Genomic DNA, 25,210 nt, shown 5'->3' with positions numbered 1-25,210 from the left:
GTCTCTATTTTCAGCGCGGCTTCTTGGCTCTATCCTTTATGCAGCAAGCATTATAGGTACGTTGTCACCCGCTAAGCTGTTGGGCAACGATACCAGTCCTCTCTGAATTGATACTCTCACCACGCGGCAAAGTTCTGGGGGGCAACTGTTCAATCAATGCCATGATATAAATGCGTGGCAATGTTAAAACTGACGATCGCCACCAACCAACAACCAATTTGGGCTAGAGCTACCAGAAGGTTGCCAGCCTCTTCGTCTCGATCGACTACACCCCCACTATACAAGTCCGGTGCAACGGGACTTGATATGATTAATTACCAATTACCAATTACCAACTTGCGTTATTTCTGTTTTAGAACTACCAACGTAATGTCGTCAAAAACTTTCTGCTTGTCAATATGTTGCCGCACGTCATCAATTACTGCTAGTCGAATTTCTTCAACCGTTTTGTGGCGATTTTCTTTCGCCACTTGGCACAATCTTTCTATGCCGTAATACACGCAATTTATATTTACAGCTTCGGTAATTCCATCTGTGTAAAGCACTACTACATCCCCTGGATTAAGATGCACTTGAACTTGGGAAACAAAATCAGCAATGTCTTTCTCTAATCCCAGAGGAAAGCCGAGTTCCATTGTATCGATCAGTTCGATGTTACCATCAGTACGGACTACAATTATTTCTTCATGTTGACCGCTGAGGGTAAAGTTACTATCTTGATAATCTAACAAAGCCAAGGTCATGTTTTTAGACGAGTCGATGCGCTCGATATTGGCATAAAGGGTGCGGTTTAACACATCAAGAAACTTCACCGGATCAGTTTCGTTCATTTGTTGGAGAGTGCGGACGGCGGTTTGCGCCATAATCATTAATACGCCACTTTCTAAACCATGTCCCGTAACATCGCCGATGCTAATTTTTACCTTATCATTTTGGGTTAGCACGTCGTAGTAGTCGCCGCCAACTTCATCGGCCGGTTGCATATATCCAGCTATTTCTAATCCTTTAATTTGATCTAGTTCTGATTGTTTGGGCAAGATCATTTGTTGCAGTCGTTTCGTGACTTCTAACTCAGCACTGAGGCGGATGTTTTCGGCTTTAAGTTTGTTGTTGAGGCTGCTAATTTCCTCGTTTGCTTCGGCGAGTTGGGCGGTGCGTTGTTGCACCTTTTCTTCTAAAGTTTGATAGAGGCGGGCATTTTCGATGGAGATCGCAGCTTGGGCGGAAATGATGTTGAGGACTTCTAGGCGATCGCGCGTAAAAGCCCCCGCTGTTAAATTATTTTCTAGGTATAAGATCCCCACCAATTTACCTTGGTTAATCAGGGGGCTACACAAGATAGATTTAGGTCGCTGCTGAATAATATACGGGTCAGAGGCAAACCTGGTTTCAGTGGTTGCATCATCAATCGCCAAAGTTTCTTGCGTGCGTTGTACATAATTAACCAGCGAGATAGGTATCACTTGATTTTCAGTCGCTGACTTGGATATTAATTCACATCGTTCACCCGTACATTGAGCTTCAATTTTCCACTTACCTGCTGGGTCAGGTATGATGAAATAAAATTTTTCTGCTCCGGCGTTTTCTAGCAAGACTTGCATCAAATTCGAGAGTAACTTATCTAAATTAACTTCCCCTGAGAGCGCTTGGGAGGCTTTGATAATTGTTGATAAATCCAGCTCGTTTGCAGCACCTGAACTGGTAGAAGTGACAGTGGTTCTGGTCTGAACAATCATTTCGTCTCTTCCACTCGTCAGGCTATTTTTCCTACTGACGACTGGTGCGAGTAATTCAGCATGGCGCTCTTCTAAATCTTTAACTTTTGCCTTGGCTCCCCAGCGAATATAAGCATAGTAAGCGTCAATTAAATAGGTACGCGCTACTTTCTGACGACCTAAAGTTAAATAAAATTCTGCTGCGAGTTCATTGGCGAGGGCTTCGTCCTGGACGTATCCATTTTCCTTGGCTCCATCTATCGCCCGGTCGTAATATTCCATTGCTGAGAAAGATTGCCCTAAGACGCGGGCTTTTTCTGCTTCTACTAAGTCATACTTATGCTGGTAATTGGCTGGGCAATGGAAAGCCCGATATTTCATTTTTTCCTGATTTTCTTCTACTTGCTTTAAGTAATGTTGCTGCTTTGACTCGGTTTCCTGAAAATACTGAGCTAAAAGAGCCAAACAATAGTAAAAAATATGTTCGGTAAAGCTAAAGTTAGCTTGGAGAATTGTTGAATAATTGACTCCTGTAACACCATGATCTATAGCTCTTGCATAATCTTTAAATAAATAGCAAAGCATGGTTTTAGCAAAAAACACTCTAAACAAGGCAATTGTATTATTAATTTTTTGAAGATATGCAATTGTTTCTTTCTCATCTAATAAATCGCCAATTAGTAGCAATTTATTGTCTGCTTGACCCATTAAATTTGCCACTAATTGACCGATGATTTTGATGAGATAAAGCTGATGTTCTTGGGAAAGATTAGCTGTTAAATCCCTATAGTGTTTTTGTTTCGCTTGCACATAATCCAGATGTTCTCCCTTAAAAAATAGATGCGAGCAGTAGTAATCAGCAGCATGACAAGCATATTCTATATCACCGACTTCTAAGCCGTTATTAATTGCTTGAAGCAAGGGTTCTATAGTGGTTGCCAGAGGCTCTTTTTGATGGTGAATACTGATAAAAATATTAACGAATACTTTAGATAAAAACTCTTTTGCATTTGACCGCTCCAATAACTGCAAAGATATTTGACTCAGTTGATAGGCAGAATCTATATCTGGTATTAGCCAAGATATGAGCGAACCATACATAGAATAAGCGTAAGTAGAAAGCAACGAATTTCCATACTGAATCGAGAGTTCAATCATAGTATATAGAATCGGTAGTGCCATTGCGCTCGATCCAAAACAAGCAGGAGGCCATATAAGAATTAAAATTTGCATTGCCGCTAGCTTGTAGGGAGCGGTCATTCTTGGCAGGTTAGTTAACTCTTCAAAATTTAAGTTTTGCGGAGCTGATTCAGCTAGGGATACTCCTAGTAATTCTAGAACTTGCAGTCCGGTATCTAACGCAGATTTAATCTGGTTTTTAGCAAGTTCAAATCTAATTTTTAGATCGTATAATTTAACTTTTTCAAGGGTAGTTTTGGCGGTTTGCAGAGCGCGATCGCACAAGATCCCCGCTCGTTCTAAATTGGCATTGAGATATTCGGCTTCGGCCGCTTCCAGATAAAAATTAAATGTCAGATCGTATCTACTTTCCCAGCTATCTTGACTCAGGAGTTCTATACCTACATTCAAATAATTAACAGCAGCTTCATACGCAGTCGCTGCTTTTGCTTTCTGTCCGGCGATCAGGTTTAATTCAGCCAACTCATCTTTTTCTGACTGATTAGTTAGCAAATCTGTGCCAAAATTCAGTTGGTTAACCAGAGCAAAAATATTTTCTTTTCGCTCTTGAGGCGTTGTATTATTCAGCAGCAGTTGACCAATTTTCAGGTGAGTGGCTTTTTTCTCTGACTCTAGAATCAAAGAATAAGCTGCTTGCTGCACTCGGTCGTGCAAAAATTTGTAGTCAACTTTGACATCCCGTACAGATGCCAACTCTTCCTGGGCAAATACTAGGGGAATTTTGTAATTTTCCGACAGCGGCAAAATCAAACCCGCTTGCATTGCCTCCCACAAATGAGCAGCAGTCGTTAAGTTTGATTCTTCGTTGACAATTGATAAAACTTCTAAGTTAAATTGGTTGCCGATACAAGCCGCTAGTTTTAATGCTTTCTGGGTTGTTTCTGGGAGTTTGCGAATATTTCGGGCAACCAGTTCAACAATATTGAAATCAGCAATGCCAATCGCCTGTATTTGTAGAATATCCCACTCCCAGCGGTCTGTATCTACTTGATAAACCAGCAGATTTTCCGAGTACAGGGTTTTGAGTAGCTGTGTCAAGAAAAACGGATTTCCTTGGGTTTTATTAAAAAGTAATTCAGAAAAAAGTTTAATTTTGTCTAAGTTTACGCTGGCATCGAGAGTGTCGGCGATTAATTGATTGACGCTATCCAAAGCCAGCGCCTGAATGGTGATATTATTCACCACCGTTTCATTTTCTTGAATTTTTTCTATTGTCTGAATTAAAGGATGCACGGGGCTGACTTCGTTATCTCGATAAGCTCCAATCGTTAACAAATATTTGTTATCTGGATCGGTTACCAAAAGTTGGATCAACTTCAGAGATGCCGAATCTGCCCACTGTAAATCGTCTAGGAATATGACTAGCGGGTGTTCGGGTTGACAAAAAACGCGAATAAATTGTTGAAACACCCGATTAGATCTGTTTTGTGATTCCGATGACCCCAGTTGAGGAACTTCAAGCTGTTTACCGATAATTAGTTCAACTTCCGGGATAACATCAATAATAACTTGACCGTTATTATCTAGCGCTTTTAATAAGTTTTCTTTCCAAATAGCAATCTGTTCGGAACTTTCGGTTAATAGTTGACGCACTAATTCCTGAAATACTTGGATTAACGCAGCATAGGGAATATTGCGCTTAAACTGGTCAAACTTACCCGCAATAAAATATCCCCTCGCTGCTACAATTTGTTTATGAACTTCATTGACAATTGAAGTTTTACCAATCCCGGAATAACCGGAAACCAACATCATCTCGGTGGCACCAAGGCTGACTCGCCCAAAGGCATCTAGAAGAATTTGGACTTCGGTTTCTCTGCCATAAAGCTTCTGGGGAATGAGTAATTGGTTGCCGCGATCGCGTTGACCGATGGGAAAGTTTTCAATGTTGCCAGTTGTCTGCAATTGCTGCAAACAAGTTTCCAGATCAAATTTTAATCCGGCCCCACTTTGATATCGATCTTCAGCATTTTTTGCTAACAGTTTCATCACAATATCTGAAACCGCTTGAGGAATTTCTGCTATTTCTTTGGGTGGGACGGGTTGTTTCGCAATATGACAGTAAACCAATTCCATCGGATCGGTGGTAGTAAATGGCAACTGGTTGGTCAGCATTTCATAGAAAGTCACTCCCAAAGAATACAAGTCGGTGCGATAGTCAATGGCTCGATTCATCCTCCCTGTTTGTTCGGGTGACATATAAGCGAGAGTCCCTTCTAGGAAGTTGGGATTACTAATGCTTTGGTTTTTCAATTCCAAGCGCGATGAAATACTAAAGTCAGTCAGTTTTACTTTTCCGGTCGCTGGATTGATAATGATATTTGAGGGCTTAATGTCTTTGTGAATGATTGGTACTTGATGGAGATAGATCAAAGTTTCGCATAGAGCGATTGCGCCTCTTATAAAATCGGTTATTGACAGTTTATTAGATGCTATAAAATTAGCAAGTGATTGACCGCCAAAATCTTCTAATATCAGAGCATAACTATTTTGATAGTTGTTTAAACTGTATGTTTTGACAAGCCCTTCACAATCTAAATTTTGAGTAATTATAAACTCTTGCCTTAAATGGGTGATTTGTTCTAGGGTAGGATGTTCATCTTTTATGATTTTAACGATAACAGGTTGTCGATCTCGATTTCTTATACCTCGATAAACAACGGTTCTTATGCCGTCGTAAATCTTTTCTCGAATTTCGTAGGCTGAAATGGCGATCATTATTTTTACCTTTTCTTTTAAGCAACTATTATTGATCCAGCCAGATTCATGGAGAATCTGGCTGGATCAAATTTTTACTCTCTTTCAAAGCGAGGGTACAACTCTTTAGCAAACAAATCCTGAATCTCTTTCTCGAATTCCGGAGGAGATTGGAAGTTCTTTGCTAAGTCCTCGTAATCTTCCTTCAGCGAGATTTTGTATTCAGATAAACGAGATCCTATTTGTTGTAACCAAGCTGTGTGTAATGTAAATGCAAAGTTGAGCGATTCATGGTAAAGCTTGCATATTGCTCCCTGCCTTAAAGCATCTGCCTTGAAAATCCAGATTTCATTTCTTTCGGGTGTGAAAACGTTACAAGTAATATAACCATCTGTTGAACTCCCTTGGTTACCACGGCGCGGCATAAACTGTGGCGAACTCACCATATAGCCAGGAGGAAACGGGTACTGATCGGCAATTTCCATCGAGCATGTTTGCAGTCGGAACAAACAAGGTGGTATACCCTGTTCAGCAAGGCTTAACAGGTTTGATTGTGGCACTTGCTGGTACTTATAGTCTTTGAAGAGGTCGCACATGAACTGGGTCATCAGATTTTTCCAGAGTCCAAAAGAACTCCAGTAAATATTATCTAACTTTCCGGGAGTCATACCCGACGAAGGGAGTCTATCAAGATAGGTGTATAACGATGGCCCCCAGGTGTACCTTCGATCTGAAATAACTTTTGATTCAACGGGTGCTTCCTCCTGGCTTTTGCCGTCAATTACATAGCGTCCCAGGCGGCTAATATCCATCAGATTGAGTTCCATCCCAGGCCCAGGAGAAGACACGGGATCGTGGGGTGGATAGGCAGAAAAATCATACGTGCGGAGCCATTCAGCAACATCCCAAGCACAAATATGACAAATGTGAAGCGTAATTTTGTCGTCAGGATTGTCATAGTCCACCAGAAAGTGAGAAGCTTCGAGGGGAACTACCACTTTCCGCACGACAACTTTAACTTCCGGTTCATTCATGGCCGGGCGTTGTCCTTTTGCCAGGTCACTACGGCTCACAATATAGATGATTGAATCGGGTGATGGCGGACTTTCCAGCAACTGTCTGAGAATTCTTTCTCGCTCCTTGTGGTCTGGAAAAGGATTGTTGAGTATTTGTTCGATTCCAGTACTAAAGGATGTATCCATCAAAACAACATAATCTTTGGTTACTCCAATCTGATGAATAGTTTGCTTGATGCTGACTGGCGAACCATCGGGGTTGACAAGCGTCCATCGCTCTAAAGGATTTATGCCATCCCAACGAATCAGATAGACGAAATCTTCTAAACCTTTAAATCGTTCCCAAAGTTGACGGACTTCTGGAAAAAGTTTGTCTACTTCCTCAAGGGAAGGAATGGTATCAATAAAATTTTCTAACGATCGGCCGTAATTGACCGCAAAAAATTCGTGGGTGTAGGTATCAAAGGCAGGATGTGCGGTACTAAAAATGGGTGGAAAGAGATAGGGCAGATTAATTTCAGGGCGCCACTCTTGATTGGACCCGACTGGAGTCCTCACCTTAAGGGTATGTGTATTAATTTCATAAGGACGACCCGCGTCATAAGTTACTAGCAATCGCTCAGATTCGTCTTGAGAGAATTTTATCGGCAGAAACGCTGTATTTAACTCGTTGCGAGCGCCCAGAAGTAAGGAAAACCTTAAGATGCCATGATTGCGAAATCCCAAGTTGGTACCCTTAGTTGCCTCGTCAAAATAGTAATCTAGCGGCTTGGCAATCTGTGTCTTCACAGTTACTTTACCTTTTTGATTGAAATCAAGTCGGTAAACCATGCCGTCGCCATTTAAGAATGAGTCTCCGTCTTTAAAGGGAAGACCGCCTGATTCCACGGTACCCACTGGCCCAACGAAAAAGATGTAACCCTGTACGTCGTCTGGTAAGTTGCCTTCAAAAATTTCCAGTTCGACGTTATTTAGTTCTTCCCGACGGGCGGTCATAATCGACTGGGGAACAGGGGGACAGCCACTCATTACTGCTTCGGTGTTGCTTTTAGTGGGTTCGCTCATGTGGCTCTCCTGAGTTAAAATGTAATAATGGTAACAGTGTAGATAAGTATTTGATTTATGAATGGGAAATGAGGACTGTAACGTAGATACTATTTTTGATAAGGATTTCATATCTATTATCCCATCCCCTGCGTCAAAGCCCAATAGGAATCGACATTAACTTATTATCGGCTCTCTCGTACTTATGGTGATAACGCCAGCTAATAATTTAGCACGATCGAGGGTTTCAACGTTCAGTCTCAGATAGTTAGTATCATCTGCTACTTTTAACACCAAGCATCGGGGAGAGCCGAGGAAAAAATTATGTGATTAGATGTTTGCATCGACACTGATGTCATGAATGCTGCACTGGGGCAAGCGTAACAAGTCGCTTTAGCTGTCATATCAAGGTGCGACTGGGCTACAATGTGGCGCGCCACATTTCTGGGGCAAGTGTTCAATTAATGCCATGATATAAATGTGTGGCAATGCTCATACTGACGATCGCCACCAACCAACAACCAATTTGGGCTAGAGCTACCAGAAAGTTGCCAGCCTCTGCGCTCTCAAATCGGTTCTATAAAACCGACACATTTTTAATGACGATAATTTTAACCAACGACGACGGCATCGATGCTCCGGGCATTCAAGCACTTTTGCAAGCAGTAAAGAGCAAAACAATTATGGTGGCTCCTCAAGGGCAATTGTCCGGCTGCGGGCATCAGGTGACGGCTCACAGTCCGATTCATGTCGATCGGCGATCGGAATTTGAGTATGCTGTAGGGGGAACACCGGCCGATTGCGTGCGTATTGCTCTTCATCACGTTTGTGCGAAGCCGGATTTGGTGCTTTCGGGTATTAACACGGGCGGCAATTTGGGGGTTGACGTGTATATTTCCGGTACGGTTGCGGCTGTGCGCGAAGCAGCCATGCACGGTATTCCGGGAATCGCAATTTCCCACCGGATTAAAAGGCCGCTCGAAATAGACTGGGATGTCGCTACTCGTTGGACATCGAGGGTGTTGGCGGATTTGCTGAACCGGGAACCAAAGTCTGGGTGTTTCTGGAATGTGAATTTGCCGCATTTAGCGCCCGGAAGTGCGGAACCGGAAATTGTGTTTTGCCAGCCTTCGACGCAGCCACTGCCAGTGGTTTACCGGATGGAGGGAGAATACTTTTATTATGCCGGAGAATATGGATCGCGCGATCGGGCGGCAGGGACTGATGTTGACGTGTGTTTTGAGGGTAATATTGCGGTGACTGAGATATCGCTGTGATAGATTTGGGCGATCGAACTATATTTTTTAGGCCAGAAAGTCTCAATAGACGGTGTTAAATTCGATCGGCGACGGAATGTTTAATATTCATGGCTAAAAACAGATTTCATTATACTTTGGGTTTAGCACTGCATATTCCCTAGATATAATAAACCTGTTTTCGCCCTATCCCAAAATAGGATATTTAAATCTGTTAAAAATCGATAGTAATGACAATTGAACAAAATTAATCACAATCCCGAGAGTCGAAGCTATCTCTACTTGCGACCGTCCGTGCTACCATAATTTTTTTTGTCATCCTTCGGCTTAGCAACACCATCAGCTTGTTTCTTCGGCTTTTTGACTTCTTTATTGCTTTTTCTTTCTTTTGACATGATCATTCCTCAATTTTGACTCAGCATAACATATATTGACACATCTGCCTAACTGCCAGTAGAGGGGGTGAGCCTAGATAAATATTACTCGCGGTTAGTTTTTTACAATCTTGAGTAGATTATCCACTAGGTTTTGAACAAATAGCCTCTATCGTTAGGCATATCGCTAAATCCCTCAGAAGTACAATGTCGGCAATTACTTTTAACCCCGATCGACTCAAGCAAATATTCAAAAGCACGATCGTAGAACTGCTGCGAGACAACAGAAAATAATTCTCGCTTATTAAGCTTAAGCTGTTGTTCCACATCTAATTTTAATGAAAAATGACAGTAGATAAAATATGGAGCTAGGAATATGCCAACCTTCGTGACACCGGGCGCGAACACAAAGAAAAACTTTGCAGTCTTAGTTAAAAAAGCTGTTCGCCACAGTTGGCAACAAGGATATTTATTTTACTATGCAGGAAGGATGGAGAAACCTCTTAACTAAATAGTAATTTTTTAGTTTCTAGCTATAACATATTAACATATTTGTGTGTAAATGGAGACTCCGAGCATCGAGAATCACTGCAGGACAGAGGTGAAATAGGTAATTATACAAAAGTCACCAATAAAGATATAGAGTTGTTAATGCAACACTTCTGATAGCTTTTGAGTGCCAGCCTTAGAATAAGGGTTTCAGAGCGAGCCAATAAAAGCAAGCAACGCTTGCCGGGGCACAAAAGCTTTCAACGGCCAATCAAGGGTTTCAGACTATGACCTAAAAACAGTCTGGACTATTGAAAAATAACAAAGTATATTTAGAAATATAAAGTTAAATTTCAGCTTTCTTCAAAGTGCGATCGCACCCGCTCCGTGTGATATAAAATACTTATAAAGAGTGCGTATTTTTAGATAAATTTCCGCTATTAGGAATCTAACGACTATGGAAGTAACCGAGCTGCTCAATCAGTACGAAAATGGAAACAGAGACTTTGCTGGCGCTAACCTCAGCGGAGCAAACCTCAGCGGAGCCATCTTGGTGGGGGTAAATCTTTCGAGGGCTAACCTATCGGGAGCTAACCTGAGTCGGGCCCATCTCATCAAAGCAGAACTCAACGATGCAAACCTTTACAGAGCAAATCTGAGTTTTGCAAAAATGGGCCTAGCCAGACTTGCGGACGCAGATCTCACCAAAGCCAATCTCAGCGGAGCTTTCCTCGTCAAAGCAAAACTGCCCAGGGCAAAGTTGAGCGGCGCCCAACTCATAGGTAGCAACCTGCGGAGCGCTATCCTCTGGAATGCGAATTTGTGTACAGCCGACCTGCAATTCATCAACCTGCGGGGCGCGAACCTCACGGGAGCCAACCTCAACTGGGCAAACTGCGGAGGGGCAAAACTCAGCGGTGCAAGGCTCTTTGGCGCGCAACTAACAGGCATCTATCTCAGGAAAGCTTACATCAATGGAATCGACCTGAGTAGGACGGATCTCAATGGCGTGAACCTGAGCGAAGCCAAACTGAACGGGGTAAACTTGGAAGGCGCGAACTTGTTAGCCGCCAATCTCAGCGGGGCTCAGTTGCGGGGCGTCAAGTTGATGGGAGCAGATTTAACCAGAGCAAATCTGGTGGGAGTTTCTTTGGTGCAGGCAAACCTCGATTGGGCTAGGCTGTGCTATGCAGACTTGAGCGAAGCCGACTTGAGCGGGGCCACATTCGTGGGAGCCAACTTTGAGGGCACTCAGTTAGGCGGATCAACAATGCCCGCATCTGTGAGCCATGATGTCTACTTAAATGCCGGGAGTGGTGTCGCAGCTTAGCCAGCGACAAAACTCAATCTCGATCCGAGCCTGCGACTCTCGCATTGGTTTAACTTTTGATGCAGACATAATTACTTTTGTGAGAGTGCTGCATAGGTAAGAAATTTACCCATATTTGCGAGAGTTTGTAGCATCACAATTGAGTTCACCCAATTAATTTCGCGACTCGCAAAGCAGAGGTAATAGCTCCTTCGTGCAAACCATCCCCCAAATAAGCTCCTGCATGATAGGTGTTGTTCTCGCCATTAGTCTCGATAACTTCATCTCGATATCGAAAAGACTCGACATTGTACAGCGGCGTGTGATGTTTCTGAATGTGAATAATGTCCTTTTTGGCGATCGACTCCTCCAGTTGAAACGCTAAGCTGTACTCTCGTGGGGAGGAGATGCCACAAAGCTGATTCAAGCTAGCATTATATCCCCATCCCTTGTCGGTCTCGAAAAAATCAAATTCTGATAACTTGCGGATACCGTAGCGATCGTACATTGATGTATCAGAATGCAGTACAGTGGTTGCATAATTGGCTTTCCACGCCGAAAACCGCTTCGTTTCCGCATCCGTCGGATCAGACAATAACCTCATAACTTGATCTGGTGGCATCGCAAAAACCACCTTATCAAATTCCTGGATTTCCCCATCAGAAAGCACCATTTTTACAGCATCCGCACTTCTAAAAATATTGGCAATCTCCACATTTAGCCGTATATCGCCCTTAAACCGCTCTAGAATCTTTTCAATGTAAGAATACACCCCGCCTTTAATTTTCACCCAGTTGACCGAGGCATATTCGCGTAGAACAGGCATCGCTAATTCTGCCGGAAAATTGTCGAGCAATTCAAACGGTATCGAGTAGCTGTACATCGTCAGCAACTTCAGCCAATAATTGCGGACGCACGAGCTTTTCAAAGACTCCGAAAGCGGTACATCGTAGAAATCGTGCTGTTTAGCAAACCGCATTTTTAAAATAAATGCAGCCGAACGAGCGTAGAGACTATCGAGCCGCAAATACTCGATTAGACGTTGGATTCCGGTGAAATTATTTTGGATAGAGACCGCCGATAAAAAGTGGGTGCCATCTTTAAAAAACAGCGCTGAACCTATCTGCACAGGTTCTAATTCAACGGCTAGCTCCTGCATAAAAGCCGCGAAATTGTAAAACACAGTGGGAAATTCCAGCACCCCATTTTCTAATATTTCATTGCACTCTGATTGATTTGGCGCAACATTTTTGTTGAGCGTCCGAATGTGTCCGCCTAAAATCGGCTGCCTTTCCAATACAGTGACGTGATGCCCCTGTTTATCGAGCCAGTAGGCTGCTGCCATACCGCTCGCTCCGCCCCCAACAATTGCAATTCTCATAGTTCACTCCTAAATTGATAGGTTTGATCGCTATTACATTCCTGGACGCAGAACGTCTATATCTAGGTTTCCATGCACACCGCACCTTACCGCTATTGATAGGTTGAATAGCTATTAATTGAATGCTTATATTCCGGGTACAAAACTGTAGTGTCGTATCCCTAAAAATATTTTCGGCTAGGGACACGGCATTGCCGTGTCCTTACAGATATCAGCCAATTTTGGGTTTCGCAAAGCCTCAACCCAACCTACGAGATATCGCGGTTATTTAATTGGCATTCCTTAGCCTAAAATCGCATTGCCGGATAAACGTTGATAAAGCAGCGCCCCCGTCCAAAATGTCGGTGCAAAGCCTGGATAGCCCGAGGAGGCGTTGCAGAAATAGAAATTGTTGAGGGAGGTTTCATGATTTAGTCGATCGACTCCCATGTTTTTCGGCGTCAGGGTAGAACCGTAGGAATTGCCGTTAGGACACCAACAGAAGCGCTCGTTAGTCGTCGGACTTCCGGTAATATGAAAGACCATGTGTTTGCGGAAATTCGCAACATAGTGTTTTTCAACTACATCTAAAATCGAGTCCAGAATCTCTTGTTTCTTCTGTCTGTAAGCTTTGCGATCGCTATCCCAAAGCTGTTTAAAATAGCTGTAATTAGCAACAGTCAGAAATTCGACAATTTGACAATCTTCTGGACAATCCCCCCGCGCTTCCGTCAGTAAAGTTGGCGTTGTAATTGCAAAGCTCGGACGAGAAAAATCATTGTGGTCATACATTTGAGCAAAAGCTTCATTTAGATCCAAGTGTTCCGAATGAAACGTATTCCACTTGCCAAATCCATAGTCTCGGAGATCGATATCTTTGACAACGCAGTACACCATGTAGTTAGATGCAGAATACTCATAGTTAAGTTTCCGTCGCACTTTTTTAGAGAACAGTTCCTCTCCAATCATCTTGGCCGCTCTTTTCGGATCAAGGTTGCAAATCACCGTGTCGCCCGTGAATTCATGGGTTTGATGGGTGGTCAAATCCATCGCTTCAACTCCCGTTACTGTTCTGTTTGTTACCCTAAAATTCGTGACTTCATGGTTTAATAGAACTTTCCCCCCGTTGGATTCAATGACTTTAACTAAAGAATTGATGACATCTTCAAAATGCTGCGTCGGGTAAAATGCACCTTCTTGATAGCCTCTAAACAAGGCAATCCAAGCATAGAAAGAAAGCTGATTTGGAGGCAGCAAAAAGTCCGGCCATTGCAAGGCTAATAGGGTTTGGGCGGCTTGCGGGAGTTGGAACTTGTCGAAAACGTCCTGAAGTGTACTATTGAGGTGTTGGACGGCACAGAATACGTCACCGAAATTTTTGATTAATTCAATTGGTTTTACGGGAGGAGCGAGTTTCCTGATCCCCGCGCCGGTTTTCTCGACTTCGTTGACGAATTGACGAATTCTCTCGCTTGCTTCGGGAAACAGCGCCGAGAATCGCCGGATCAGTTCCTCTGGTTCCGAGGGAATATCGAGCGCATACCCAGGCATTCTCATGTGGTCGTAGCCATTCGGATCGTACCGTTCAAAGGTGACATCTCGATCGAGACCGAGTTTTTTGAGAACTCGATTGACTGTATGTCCTTCGCCACAGTCCCAAACGTAGTGGAATTGGGCATTAAAGGTGTATTTTTTGGCCATCGTAAAGGTGTGACCAAAGCCTCCGGGATGCTCGTGAGCTTCGAGGATGTGTACGGTTTTGCCGGAGTTTGCCATCAAAGCTCCGAAAACCAGTGCTGATAAACCACTGCCGACGATGAGGTAATCTGTTGTCATGGTAAATTTCCTCGATCGATTGAATGGGGCGATCGTTGTGTATTTAAACTAACTATCAATTCTGAGAAAATTCTGAAGTCCAGCAACAATTTTTTGAGGCGCGCTGGTTTAAGGATGGTATTAAAGTCTGAGTACGGTGGCTGTTAAGCTTAATTAAACTGTTGTGAATGGAACTTATAGCTTCCGAGGCGGACTCGAAAGGCCGCCCCACAAGGGAAGAAACCGGGTTTATACCTTTGTTCTCAGTCTTAAGGTAGAGTAGCTTACCTAATTAACAGTATGTTAGTTAGAGGCGCGATCGCTTATTTTTGCGGCACAATCACATCAAAAAAAGCATCCTCCAAATCATAACCAAACATCTGCGACATGGCCATCAACTTCGATTTACTGGGGATTCCCTGCTGATTCAACCAATCAGTCAACACAAAAATTTTGTTCATCAAAAACATTTCCAAAGCTTCAGGATTGTACTGAATACCTTGGGTTCGGTGAAACTGGTGCGGCACCAACATCGCGGCATACCGCGCCAATTCTCCCGCTTTCCAATCCAGCAAAAATGGCAGCCAAGGATAACAAGCATCCAAGCGAATAAACCACAGTCGCACTTCGGGAATTTCTGAAATTTCTCGCGGATCTAACTCTTCGCGCGGATACTCAATTTCAAATTGTAGCTGTTGTTCGTTTTGGGCGATCGCTCCTTCGGCTAGCCACTTTTCAATCACAGTCCGCACCGGAGACAAATCTAAACTGTTTATGCGATCGGCATCGATCGCTATCATAATACTCATAAAAAGTCAACCCATTTTAAATTTTAGATGAATCCCACAGATCAATCCGGGGGCCCTGGACCCAATTGCTTTTGATTAACGGTCTACCATGTAGTTATCATACCACCAGCTATAAATATTTTAGCTCACTCCTGACTACCAACTAATGACTAATGACTAATGACTAATAACTAATGACTAATTACCCATTTTTCCCAAACTTGCTATCTTGCAAAGAATTACCAATCCCCTGGATAATTCCCCGCCCGATCAAACCAATTCCCCGCCCTATAACCTGAGTCAAAACGTAAACCACGCCAGCGCCTAACAGCGAAATAACCGCGCGAACTCTAGGTGCGATCGCATCCCTGGTTTCCAGCAGCAAAGTCAAGGCTAACTGCCACCCAGTAAGCTGTGCTAACTCCAGATTTCTCGGAGCATAAATAGAAATTCTCTTAATTCCCGAATCGCCCAAAACAAACAGCCAAAACCTGCTTTCAAAAATAGCTTTCGGCTCCACAAAATATCTATCCCAGCTATATCTCCACGACAAATCATTCCGAAACCGCTCAATTTCTCGCGTCGAAATCAACTTACCATCGTAAAAAAATTGCTTAATTTCTTCAATATTTGCCAAATTATTTAGTAGAGGCTGTACCACTCCGCTAGCAACTTGTATTGCCAAATTTTCCAACAAAGCTTCAGCTCGCTGCATTGCTTCCGGGCTGCCAGCAACACAAGAAATATTGTCAACTGTTAGAGGAATTTCAAATAGCAAATGTGCAAAAAAATCAACTGTCATCGGTATTTTATCAAGGATTTCTGCTGCAACTACATCAGCATCTGCTAGCAGCATCGGCACAACTTCTACGCCGCTGCTTGCCAAGAGATAAGCAGCGCTTCCCCCTTGACTTTCTCCCATTTTTAAGCTTGCTTGACTGCCATCAAAAATCAGATTTTCTTTCGTTTGCAGTGTATAGTATCTGCCAAAAAAATCTATGATTGTCGCCTCCCACAAATCCCGTAAAATAGCAGGCATTTTTTGCGACAATTGAGTTTGCTGTACTTGCGAAAAGCGCAATTCCTCCAGCAAATCCTTTAACTTCCGCAGGATGGAACTCATCAATTCACGCTTTTTGGGCGATCGCAAAATATCGATTTCCAAAGGCAAGCCAGTCAAATTCACCAACTCAAACTGCAATTTAGCCGCCACCGAGTCAAACAAGCTACCTTGCCAATTAGTTGCAACCACCAAAGATTCAGCCGAAACTTGGGAATTCGCTAATTGCAATTGAGAATTATTTAACAAATTCTCGCCTCTCATTTCTTCTTTCTGCCTTCTGCCTTCTATCCTCTGCTTTATGCCTTCTGCCTTCTGCCTTCTGCCTTCTTCCTTCTCCCCTTTCCCTTCAAATAATAACTGACTAACAATCCAACGAGCTGCTAGCAATTCTCTGCGGCGCCCGCTGAGTACAACCCCATCTAAAATAGAGGGCAAATCCGTCGGCTCTGCGACTCTGATCTCTTGCAAATCAGCTTGGACAACCGCCAAAGTTGCATCTATTTCGCGTAGTCCAGACTGACAAAAATAAGCCAGCAGTTTTTTGTGTACTGGCGTATCAACTGTCGAATTATCTGCATTTTTATCGGCAATTGCTGCGGAGTTTTCTACTGTTTGAACCACCGCTGCATTTAGTTCTATTTCCGAGTTAGCTACCGTATCCGTCGCCCAATAAGTGCGACCCGATGCCACCGCACGAATAGCTTCGATTGTCAAGGAAATATCTGTACCTTTAGGACAATAGCCATTCGCGCCCGCCTGTAATTCCGCCAAAAGCTCCGGTGTCAGCGGCCCGCCTAGCAGCAACAGGGGCAGGTTGGGGTACAAAGTTTTGAGTTCGCCACAAAATGCCACCGCCTCTATTTGACCAGATCGCAAATTTAGGGACTCAACAGCCAAAATTACCAAATCTGCGGGCTTCTTGGCTGCTCCAGAGTCGATTGATCGAGCTTCTAGAACCCGCAAAGCCTCGGTTTCCGTTGAAACCTCTGCGACAACTTGCAAGTCTGGATACTGCTCGCAAGCGACTCGCAGCCCCAGCCGGAAAATGGGGTCGCCATCGATCGTCAGCACTTGGAAATTACTCACTTGATTTTAGATTGGAGATTTTAGAGCTCGATCGCGCGAAAACCCAATTACTCGGGGATCAAATTAGCATCAGGAGGACCAGCCGAGTCAGGAATCGAGGGCGGCGCGGGTTCCGGAGCCGGAGCCGGAGGAGGAGCAGGTTCCGGAGCCGGAGCTGGGGCTTCTTGTCTGGCCGGCGGATTGTAAGGTTCCGGCTCCCTCGCGGGCGGATTGTAAGGTTCTGGCTCCCTCGCGGGCGGATTGTAAGGTTCCGGCTCCCTCGCGGGCGGATTGTAAGGTTCCGGCTCGGGAGCCGGGGCCTCTTGCCTCGTGGGCGGATAGTAAGGCTCGGGAGCCGGAGCCGGCTCGGGAGCTGGCGCGTACTCCTCCTGTCGAGGAGCTGGCGCGTACTCCTCCTGTCGAGGAGCTGGCGCGTCATCGCGAGCGGGTTTTGGCGCATACTCGCGAGCGGGTTCCGGTGGCGGCGCACTGTTGGCTCTGAGTTCAGCACTCCAGCGCCCGATCGCACCTGCTGCCTCTGAATAAAGCGCCCTACCGTAACCGATTTGGGAAGCCGTATCGATCGCGGCTCCTAGACTGCCTTGAGATGCCAATTCCGCAGCTCTATCCAGAATGGGTCTGTCTTGAGCAACTTGCAGTTCGCTCACCCACTGATAGACATTATCCTGAGCTTTCGCGTACAAAGTCCTACCGCTCTTAATTTGCGAAGCTTTTTCAATAGCAGCACTAAGTTTTCCTTGCTTCGCCAGGGCGATCGCTTCATCCAAAAAAGGCTGATCTTGAATAACTTCTATGCGTTTCGTCCACTGAGCCAGCAGAGTTTGCGCTTCTATCCTGCGGGGGCGATTTTGAGCAATCAGAGCTACCTGAGCGATGCCGCCCTTTAGTCCTTCAACCGTTTGCGCTTCTGCCAACTGCTTCGCCAAAGTCAGAAAAGATTGGTCTTCGATCCGCTGAATTTCCCGGCGCCAAGTAGCCACCAAAGTTTGAGCATGAACCCGCCGCGGGTGCTTGAGTCCGATGGTTTGCGCTTGCTCGATTGCGAGTCCAAACGTCCCTTTCTGACCGAAACTAGCGATCGTGCTCGCCACTTGCAGACGCAGCAAATCTTGAAACTGCACCTGCAAATTTTCAATTTGAACTTGAGCTTGCTTGTACAGAGGGCGACCCGGAGCAATTTGGCTAGCAGCCCCCTGCCCTTCCAGCAAGCTAAAAATGTGTTGTGGCAGCGGAGTTGATATCGACTGGTTCCACGTCACTGCCTGAGCCCTACCCAACTGCATCAAATCTTGAGCTTCCGCAAACAGTAGCGAATCCTGTGGCACAACAGAAGCAGCCTCGATCGCCCCCGGCAGGTCTTTCGCCCCCAACCGCTTAGTAGCCATTGCCAGCAAAGTCCGGCTCCACCCCTCAATTTCCTTCTCAGCTTTAGCGCGGGCAAAAAGCTGCGAGTCTATTTTACGAGCCAGGACGATCGCCTCAGCGAACTTTTGCGGAGTGCCGTCCTTCGCTAAATCTCTAGCCTCTTGCAAGCGCTGCCAGCCGTTTCTTTCCAAAGAAATCTGCTGGATCAGCTCGTTGTACCGTTTCTGACTCCAGAAAACATTTTCCAGCTTGAACAGAGCTTGAGCATAATCCCAAGCCTTCCTTAAATCCTCACTTTTCAGAGCTGCTAGGGCTGTATCGTAGAGTTTTTGGCCCTCCTGCCAATTTTTTTCCCAAGCAGTAACAGCCTCCTGTACCTCGGGGTAAGACGGACTGGTTTTCGGAATTTTCGCCACAATCTCCAAGGCGCCTTTCAAATCGCCCTGCTCAATTTTTGCCCTGGCAAATCCCAGAATGGCTTTCGACCATTCCCCTATCAAATGTTGACCCTGCGAGTATAGCGGATGTTCTTTTGGCCAAGCCTGCACCATTGCCATTGCCGATTCTATCTGTTCTAGCTTGCCCGACTTAGCTGCTTGTTGAGCGCAGTAAAGTCGCTCTCCGTCCGCCGCCAGTGGCGACAGTTGCTGACAATTGGGAGGCGGCGGCATCGTCAGCAACCACAGAAATGCAGCGGCACCGGTTACTCCAAATCCCACCAGGAGACTCAGCCAGATAAGCTGCCACTGCCAAAAAGTTCTTTTTCCCTCGGTCGGCAGCGCCGTTACTGAGGAACTCGCATCGCCTGTCGCCTCTGCACTGAACTGTGCCGTCGGTTTGGGAGATGGGTTGTATTGCGGTGGTGTGTGGAATTGGTCAGATTGTCGTCTCGCCATTACTTCAGCCTGTCCTGTAATGCGCTGTAAAGCCTGACACTCCCACATCAAATCATAGATTGTGATGTCGGCTTCTGACTCCTGTTAAGGAGATCGAGAACTTCCTTCAAGGTACTGGCAATTTTTCCCTTTACGGCGTTTTATAGTGAGGTTCGTGTCCAGCCCCACTGGTTACTTCCGAGCATTTTCGGCTCTTGAAGCACGTAAATCATACCAGTTATCAAACAGTTATTCACAGATCCCGGGGCACTTTAGCAAAAAAAACAGTATAAAGCCCCGGTCAGCGGATCAATTTTAGATTTTAGATTTTAGATTTTAGATTTGACTCCGCAGATAAATTTGCAGGGGGTTAAGTAAGGTTTAATACTAAATTTGGGTCAAAAATTCGCTTTATTAAGAGTAACGAGTTGAAACCGCAACTACACAAAACAAACTTTCGTCCACTCCCTGCGGACTAAAAAATCAAGGGGGTAAAAAAGCCGGATTTGGTCTAAACTCTTACGTGTAGCGGGTAGAACTGATTTTTTTAGTTTAGTAGTAAATTTTATTCCCGATCGCCCAACTTGGCGATCGAGTTTCACTCTTCGCGCCCTGTGCCAAATTCCGGCGGGAGAGGGCAAAAAAACCGATCGCACCAGCAAAATACTTAAATCATTTTATACGACCGACCGACGGAGCAAAAATATCGGTTTTGCTTCCAACAGCGGCGGCTTTATCCGTTACGAAGCCTGTGGCGTATCCCTGACACTCGATGCTTGCGTGGCGGACTCGGAGGATCGATATCCGTAAAAATCTATCCGGTAGTCTACAATTTTGACACCCGTTTGCTCTTGGATTAGCTCGATCAAGTCGATCGGCAATTCCACATGAACGTCTAGAATCTGAGCCGTATCAAGACAATTGACATGAGAGTGAGAGTCGCTGACATTGCCGTACAAGCGTCCCTCCGAGCGTTCTATGCACTCAATAATCCCTTCTCTCGACAAAGCTTCTAGATTTTGATAAACCGAAGTATGCCCGATCGAATGGGCTTGTTGGTTCAGGCGATCGTAAATTTCGCGAGCCGAGAGGTGTTCTTTTGCGTCCCACAAAAGTTCTAGAATAAATCGACGCTGGCGGCTCAAGCGCATTCCCATCGCCTGACAGCGATTTAAAGCATCTTCTAATGAACGAATTGGTTTCACAGCTACCGCCTTATAAAGCCTGCTCGATTTTTAATTCTGGTACAATATTGCACGCCCACATATCCACTAATTCTAACGCAGGGTTGCCCAACTGTAGAAGGTAGAGGGCAAAAATCTCGAAGGAGTAATTTTTTTCGAGTTGCTGCTCAACTCATGCTGCCAGCACCCTCCCGAAAATTATCCCCCTCAGAAATATTGCTTTGACCAAAAAATGGGTTTCAAGCCTCGCCCATAAGCGGGCGACTTTTTTGTGCTAGACTCTTGCCGTAGAGTTTTTCCACGTCAAACGATCGTTCTGGAATTTAAAGTCAAAGGAAAAACAACTCAATACGCTGCAATAGATGCGGCGATTAGAACGGCTCAGTTTGTCCGCAACAAGTGCATCCGTTACTGGATGGACAACAGAGCCCTTGGGCAGAAAGAGCTTTATCGCTACAATACAGCGCTGAGGGCTGAATTTCCGTTTGTCAAAACTTTGAATTCCCATGCTTGTCAAGCCTCGGTTGAGCGGGCTTATAATTCAATTGCTCGGTTTTACGACAATTGCAAGCGCCAGGTTCCCGGTCAAAAACGCTATCCAAAGTTTAAGAAAAACTGTCGTTCAGTTGAGTACAAAACTTCGGGGTGGGCGCTTTCCCAGACGCGCAAGCAAATTACCTTTACCGACAAAAAGGGTATGGGCAAGTTGAAACTGAAAGGGACTTGGGATTTAAACTTCTACCAAATAGACCAAATCAAGAGGGTGAGATTAGTTCGCCGTGCTGACGGTTACTACGTCCAATTTGTAATAAGGCTCGATCTCCAGGTCGATACAAATTCCACAGGTAGAACAATCGGTTTAGATGTTGGACTCAATGAATTCTATACCGATAGCAACGGTCATAGCGAACCGAACCCTAGATTTTACAGAAAAAGTGAGAAGCGGTTGAAGTCTCGACTGCGCCGGGTTTCTCGCAAAAAGAAAGGTTCTACCAATCGAAAGAAAGCCATTAATCGATTAGGGCGAGCACACCTCAAAATAAGTAGGCAGCGTCAAGAACACGCTAAGAAAATAGCGCGTTGCGTAATCCAATCTAACGATTTGGTCGCCTATGAAGACTTGAGGATTAGAAACCTGGTTAAAAACCATTGTCTTGCCAAGTCGATTAATGATGCAGGTTGGTATCAATTCAGGAAATGGTTAGAGCATTTTGGAATTAAACTTGGGAAAATAACGGTAGCTATTAACCCTGCCTACACTACTCAAAACTGCTCTAACTGTGGCACGGTCGTAAAAAAATCTCTATCTACTAGAACCCACATTTGCAAATGTGGACTTGAATTAGATAGAGATTGGAATGCGGCTAGAAATATCCTGAATCTAGCCTTGGGTACTACAGGTCATGTAGGAACCTGGATCTTAAATCCGAACGCTTCGGGAGATTCGACCTCTACTCAGGCTGGAGAAATCTTGTCTGGGCAAGTTGAGTCAATGAACGAAGAATCCTCACGCCTTTAGGCCCAGGAGTGTCAATCTATCTTCTACTGCAACAAGTCCTAGTTTGAGGGTGCTCTGAGGGCGTTAACCAGTAACTTGGCGATTTCCGAGAGTTGCTTTTTGTTGAAAGTTTTGAGCAAAAGCTTGACTACCGCCTTCGGTTCGGCGGGAAGTGCTACTTGCTTCGATGCTGCTGGGGCTGCTGGGGCTGCTGGAGCTGCTGGGGCTGCTGCGGCTGCTGGGGCTGCTGCCAAAAGTAGCAAATTTTTACTCGGAACGATCGCCTGGACTTTCCCCCCTTGCACCAAATCCCCAGCTTCCTTGAGTTCCTTGATAATCAGCGGAGCTAGGACTTTATAAGAGTTTTTGGGATTAACAATCGCCGCTCTAGCTGTTTTGACTAAATTTTGCCAAGTTTCAATTTTACCTCCCAACTTATAGAGGCGAACGCAAACAGCCGTCAACTCGGAGCGGCTAGCAACCGACTCTTTCTGCTTGAACACCTGCAACATTTCTTTCAATAAAGTCATCACTTCGACAGTAAAATTCGCCGACACAGCGCCCGCTGTTGGAGCGGCGGGAATACCAGACCCAGCAGCAGCCTGCACTTTGCCCGACGCCAATTTATTGAGGTGAGTTTCCAGTTGAGCAAAAACAGGCATCACCTGCTGCACGAGTTTTTCTCCCTCTTCATTCCTCAAGCCGAAAGGCCCCTCAAGTCGCCCCAGCAAGTCCTTAAGCGTATCAACTCCCTTTAAAAATAGGGATTCGGCCGTTTGGTCAACCTGCTTGACGGGCCCGTCTTTGAGCACCTTAAAACAATCTTCCAAGCGGTGAGCGGTTGTTTTAATACTATCTAAGCCGAGCATAGCCGCCCCTCCTTTCACGGAATGGGCGGCTCGAAACATCTCTTGGACGCTTTCGGGATCTTTCATCGTGGACTTTAAATCCACTAAACCATTTTCTAGAGTATCGAGGTGCTCCTTAGCCTCCTCTATAAACAAACGCATAATTCGGTCTTGCTGATCTGACACGACAGTCCTCCTAACAATCTCAGCACCCTCCAGAAAGCACCCTCTTCGCGGGAGGAAACGCGACTCCTGCCAAAAGTCGGAAGCTCCCATGCAAAACATTCTAGCCTGCCTCAGCTAGCAGACTCAAAATAGTGGTGTCGGGGCAATCTTAGCTCTAAAACTGGTGCGGTGGAGATTGAGTCTAGAGTTCTGAGGGAGTATCTGGAGCGATTTCAATGCCCATTCCTTGTTTCATCATCTGCTGAGCCGTAATCAAGTCGCTTAACTCCTTGACTTCGACGCCGATGTCTTGGCAAGCCTGTTTAAGTTGCCGCTCGAAGGTGTTGAGGTCGTCTCCGTAGCCGCAAAGCTTCGCGGCTGTGGCGATTCCTTGTTGGGCGTTAGCTTTAGCGCAGTCGATCAATTCAATGCCTTTGAGGGGTTGGGAGGATGCCATAATTTCAAGCCACAATTTATCTTTTCTCCCACTGTAACTAGAAGGTTGAGGTCGATCGATCTATCGAAAGGCATGAAAAATCCTGCCTGTGTTGCGTGTTACCAATTCATTATTTTTTACGATTTCCTGGCAAGATATTAGTAGTTAGCATTTTCTAACCCTTACTGTGCCTAACTTATACTAAATCATGGTGAAAAACGTTCGCCTATCTAAAATGCACTGGCTCTGGAGCGTTCGGCACCGGCTGTTTGTGTCTGTTCTGTTCGCTATAGCAATCGCTGTTTTCGTGCCGCCTGACTATCTCCCGCTGACTCGGATGCTGTGCATTTGGAACGCAGGCGCTGTCAGTTTCCTGATTTTGACTTGGATACTGATGCTGGAAGGCACTCCCGAACTGATGCGCCACCACGCTCAGCAGTTGGACGCCGGTCGCTTGGCAATCTTAAGCACGATTACGGCAGCGGCTTTTGCTAGCTTTTTAGCCATCTTCTTCCTGCTGCGCGATACCAAAGGTCTGCCCCCAAATTTGCTATTTCTGCACTTGGGGCTTTCTGTTCTTACAATTGTTGGCTCTTGGATGCAGGTTCACACTATTTTCACGATGCACTATGCCCGCAGCTACTACGGAAACCGCAGCAAACAGCACGGCAGCTACTCGCAGGCGAATGGTTTGGACTTTCCGGGGGACGACGAACCAGACTACAAAGATTTTTTATATTTCTCCTTTGGGATTGGGATGACTTGCCAAGTTGCAGACGTGCAGACTACTTCTCGTTCCATGAGGTATCTCGTGCTTTTTCACAGTGTGCTGTCGTTCTTTTTTAACACCGCTATTCTGGCCATGAGTGTCAATATTATTGCTGGATTGAATGGATAGGATTCACTAGCAGATTCTACCATTTTTTGTTAATGGGCGATCGATCTTGTTTTAGGGCGCTGCTTATTGCCCGAATTCCAGAGTTAGACGCAAGAAAGTCAGGCTAATCACCAAATTTTGCATAACTCAATAGAAAATGTTAGTGTTCAGGTTCAAGTTAGCGCGAAGTTAGAGATCAAAACAAGCTAAAAACAATTTGGTGTAATACTCTGAGGATACATATGAAAGCCCTACAGATTCTCTGTAAATCTAAAGTTATCTACTAACTGCTCAAGAAACCTCTCAGGACTAAAAGCATACGACTCTTGAACTAGAGATTTGTTCTTCAGTTTAATTGTTTTCTCAATTCCGATCAGAGAATTGAAATAGCACTTATGAAGAGAATCTTCTTGAATATAAGCCAATAAATCTTCTGCCTTTAATTGGTTTTCCTTCCATAGTTTAAATTGGATAATGCTCTTCTTACCTGCATCTTTGTCATAAATATTATATGAATTAAGTAGAATTTCTCCTTTAGAGATGATGTAACAAAGCTCCCGAATTGGTCTGACGCTATGCCCTTGTTCACGTAAACCTGAAAACATTCGATTTCCCATGACAATACATGAACATAATTGGGATGGCAAAGGAGACTGTGTTTTAATCTTCGTTGCTAAATAGGGCTTGCTGAATAATCGATCGCAAACTATGAATAGGAGCGACCGATATATTCAAACTCAACTAAAGATA

At 44.9% G+C, this 25,210-nt stretch carries 17 protein-coding genes; 4 read left to right on the top strand and 13 right to left on the bottom strand.

What is annotated here, in order from left to right; genetic code table 11:
• Nucleotides 1–149: 149 nt before the first annotated feature.
• The 3 genes from QUA40_RS20020 to QUA40_RS20010 form a co-directional block, all read right to left on the bottom strand.
• Entirely contained in the window at nucleotides 150–284 is a 135-nt protein-coding gene (locus QUA40_RS20020; RefSeq protein ID WP_333128975.1) for a hypothetical protein, read from the bottom strand.
• A 57-nt stretch (nucleotides 285–341) separates the two neighbouring features.
• Nucleotides 342–5,633: an AAA family ATPase gene (locus QUA40_RS20015; protein ID WP_333128973.1), complete on the bottom strand. Its 5,292-nt coding sequence runs from the start codon at nucleotides 5,631–5,633 to the stop codon at nucleotides 342–344.
• Nucleotides 5,634–5,707: 74 nt separating this feature from the next.
• Nucleotides 5,708–7,693 carry a carotenoid oxygenase family protein gene (locus tag QUA40_RS20010; protein WP_333128971.1) on the bottom strand — a complete coding sequence of 662 codons (1,986 nt, stop codon included), beginning with the start codon at nucleotides 7,691–7,693 and terminating at the stop codon, nucleotides 5,708–5,710.
• 578 nt (nucleotides 7,694–8,271) lie between these two features.
• On the opposite strand from QUA40_RS20010, the gene surE reads away from it, so the two are divergent.
• On the top strand, nucleotides 8,272–8,949 hold the full coding sequence (surE, locus tag QUA40_RS20005; RefSeq protein WP_333128978.1) for a 5'/3'-nucleotidase SurE: 678 nt from the start codon (nucleotides 8,272–8,274) through the stop codon (nucleotides 8,947–8,949).
• Nucleotides 8,950–9,449: 500 nt separating this feature from the next.
• Here the strand turns inward: surE and QUA40_RS20000 are convergent, their stop codons facing one another.
• Complete coding sequence (locus QUA40_RS20000; RefSeq protein ID WP_333128968.1) at nucleotides 9,450–9,629, bottom strand: hypothetical protein; 180 nt, start codon at nucleotides 9,627–9,629, stop codon at nucleotides 9,450–9,452.
• Nucleotides 9,630–10,248: 619 nt separating this feature from the next.
• Here QUA40_RS20000 and QUA40_RS19995 point away from each other — a divergent pair.
• Nucleotides 10,249–11,121: a pentapeptide repeat-containing protein gene (locus QUA40_RS19995; RefSeq protein WP_333128965.1), complete on the top strand. Its 873-nt coding sequence runs from the start codon at nucleotides 10,249–10,251 to the stop codon at nucleotides 11,119–11,121.
• Between the two features lie 145 nt (nucleotides 11,122–11,266).
• On the opposite strand, the gene QUA40_RS19990 is transcribed toward QUA40_RS19995, so the two are convergent.
• The 6 genes from QUA40_RS19990 to QUA40_RS19965 form a co-directional block, all read right to left on the bottom strand.
• Entirely contained in the window at nucleotides 11,267–12,481 is a 1,215-nt protein-coding gene (locus QUA40_RS19990) for an FAD-dependent oxidoreductase (protein WP_333128962.1), read from the bottom strand.
• 282 nt (nucleotides 12,482–12,763) lie between these two features.
• The gene (locus QUA40_RS19985; RefSeq protein WP_333128959.1) at nucleotides 12,764–14,296 is read right to left on the bottom strand and encodes an NAD(P)/FAD-dependent oxidoreductase; all 1,533 of its coding nucleotides are present in this window, start codon (nucleotides 14,294–14,296) and stop codon (nucleotides 12,764–12,766) included.
• A gap of 302 nt (nucleotides 14,297–14,598) precedes the next feature.
• Complete coding sequence (locus tag QUA40_RS19980; RefSeq protein WP_333128957.1) at nucleotides 14,599–15,084, bottom strand: CRR6 family NdhI maturation factor; 486 nt, start codon at nucleotides 15,082–15,084, stop codon at nucleotides 14,599–14,601.
• Between the two features lie 181 nt (nucleotides 15,085–15,265).
• Complete coding sequence (locus QUA40_RS19975; RefSeq protein ID WP_333128955.1) at nucleotides 15,266–17,212, bottom strand: DUF3685 domain-containing protein; 1,947 nt, start codon at nucleotides 17,210–17,212, stop codon at nucleotides 15,266–15,268.
• 47 nt (nucleotides 17,213–17,259) lie between these two features.
• Nucleotides 17,260–19,521 carry a hypothetical protein gene (locus QUA40_RS19970; protein ID WP_333128953.1) on the bottom strand — a complete coding sequence of 754 codons (2,262 nt, stop codon included), beginning with the start codon at nucleotides 19,519–19,521 and terminating at the stop codon, nucleotides 17,260–17,262.
• Nucleotides 19,522–20,192: 671 nt separating this feature from the next.
• Nucleotides 20,193–20,657 carry a Fur family transcriptional regulator gene (locus QUA40_RS19965; protein WP_333128951.1) on the bottom strand — a complete coding sequence of 155 codons (465 nt, stop codon included), beginning with the start codon at nucleotides 20,655–20,657 and terminating at the stop codon, nucleotides 20,193–20,195.
• Nucleotides 20,658–20,907: 250 nt separating this feature from the next.
• On the opposite strand from QUA40_RS19965, the gene QUA40_RS19960 reads away from it, so the two are divergent.
• A complete protein-coding gene (locus QUA40_RS19960; RefSeq protein WP_333128949.1) occupies nucleotides 20,908–22,155 on the top strand; it encodes a transposase in 1,248 nt (415 codons plus the stop codon).
• A 38-nt stretch (nucleotides 22,156–22,193) separates the two neighbouring features.
• Here QUA40_RS19960 and QUA40_RS19955 read toward each other — a convergent pair whose 3' ends face one another.
• Nucleotides 22,194–23,168, bottom strand: coding sequence for an Hpt domain-containing protein (locus QUA40_RS19955; protein WP_445301170.1), 975 nt, complete (start codon nucleotides 23,166–23,168; stop codon nucleotides 22,194–22,196).
• A 181-nt stretch (nucleotides 23,169–23,349) separates the two neighbouring features.
• Nucleotides 23,350–23,604, bottom strand: coding sequence for a hypothetical protein (locus tag QUA40_RS19950; protein WP_333128945.1), 255 nt, complete (start codon nucleotides 23,602–23,604; stop codon nucleotides 23,350–23,352).
• A gap of 187 nt (nucleotides 23,605–23,791) precedes the next feature.
• Here QUA40_RS19950 and QUA40_RS19945 point away from each other — a divergent pair, with 187 nt between their 5' ends.
• Nucleotides 23,792–24,481: a DUF1345 domain-containing protein gene (locus tag QUA40_RS19945; protein ID WP_333128943.1), complete on the top strand. Its 690-nt coding sequence runs from the start codon at nucleotides 23,792–23,794 to the stop codon at nucleotides 24,479–24,481.
• Nucleotides 24,482–24,711: 230 nt separating this feature from the next.
• Here the strand turns inward: QUA40_RS19945 and QUA40_RS19940 are convergent, their stop codons facing one another.
• Entirely contained in the window at nucleotides 24,712–25,065 is a 354-nt protein-coding gene (locus QUA40_RS19940) for a hypothetical protein (protein ID WP_333128940.1), read from the bottom strand.
• Between the last annotated feature and the right edge of the window lie 145 nt (nucleotides 25,066–25,210).

Origin of the sequence: Microcoleus sp. Pol11C3, assembly GCF_036701485.1 — a bacterium.
Lineage (GTDB): Bacteria > Cyanobacteriota > Cyanobacteriia > Cyanobacteriales > Microcoleaceae > Microcoleus.
This window is presented reverse-complemented; position numbering and strand designations above follow the sequence as displayed.

What these genes read in the sequence shown, in the direction of transcription:
- QUA40_RS19990 (WP_333128962.1), bottom strand. Translation starts at nt 12,481, where the DNA reads ATGAGAATTGCAATTGTTGGGGGCGGAGCGAGCGGTATGGCAGCAGCC.
- QUA40_RS19980 (WP_333128957.1), bottom strand. Translation starts at nt 15,084, where the DNA reads ATGAGTATTATGATAGCGATCGATGCCGATCGCATAAACAGTTTAGAT.
- QUA40_RS19950 (WP_333128945.1), bottom strand. Translation starts at nt 23,604, where the DNA reads ATGGCATCCTCCCAACCCCTCAAAGGCATTGAATTGATCGACTGCGCT.
- QUA40_RS20010 (WP_333128971.1), bottom strand. Translation starts at nt 7,693, where the DNA reads ATGAGCGAACCCACTAAAAGCAACACCGAAGCAGTAATGAGTGGCTGT.
- QUA40_RS19940 (WP_333128940.1), bottom strand. Translation starts at nt 25,065, where the DNA reads ATGTTTTCAGGTTTACGTGAACAAGGGCATAGCGTCAGACCAATTCGG.
- QUA40_RS19985 (WP_333128959.1), bottom strand. Translation starts at nt 14,296, where the DNA reads ATGACAACAGATTACCTCATCGTCGGCAGTGGTTTATCAGCACTGGTT.
- QUA40_RS19995 (WP_333128965.1), top strand. Translation starts at nt 10,249, where the DNA reads ATGGAAGTAACCGAGCTGCTCAATCAGTACGAAAATGGAAACAGAGAC.
- QUA40_RS19945 (WP_333128943.1), top strand. Translation starts at nt 23,792, where the DNA reads ATGGTGAAAAACGTTCGCCTATCTAAAATGCACTGGCTCTGGAGCGTT.
- QUA40_RS20015 (WP_333128973.1), bottom strand. Translation starts at nt 5,633, where the DNA reads ATGATCGCCATTTCAGCCTACGAAATTCGAGAAAAGATTTACGACGGC.
- QUA40_RS19970 (WP_333128953.1), bottom strand. Translation starts at nt 19,521, where the DNA reads ATGTGGGAGTGTCAGGCTTTACAGCGCATTACAGGACAGGCTGAAGTA.
- surE (WP_333128978.1), top strand. Translation starts at nt 8,272, where the DNA reads ATGACGATAATTTTAACCAACGACGACGGCATCGATGCTCCGGGCATT.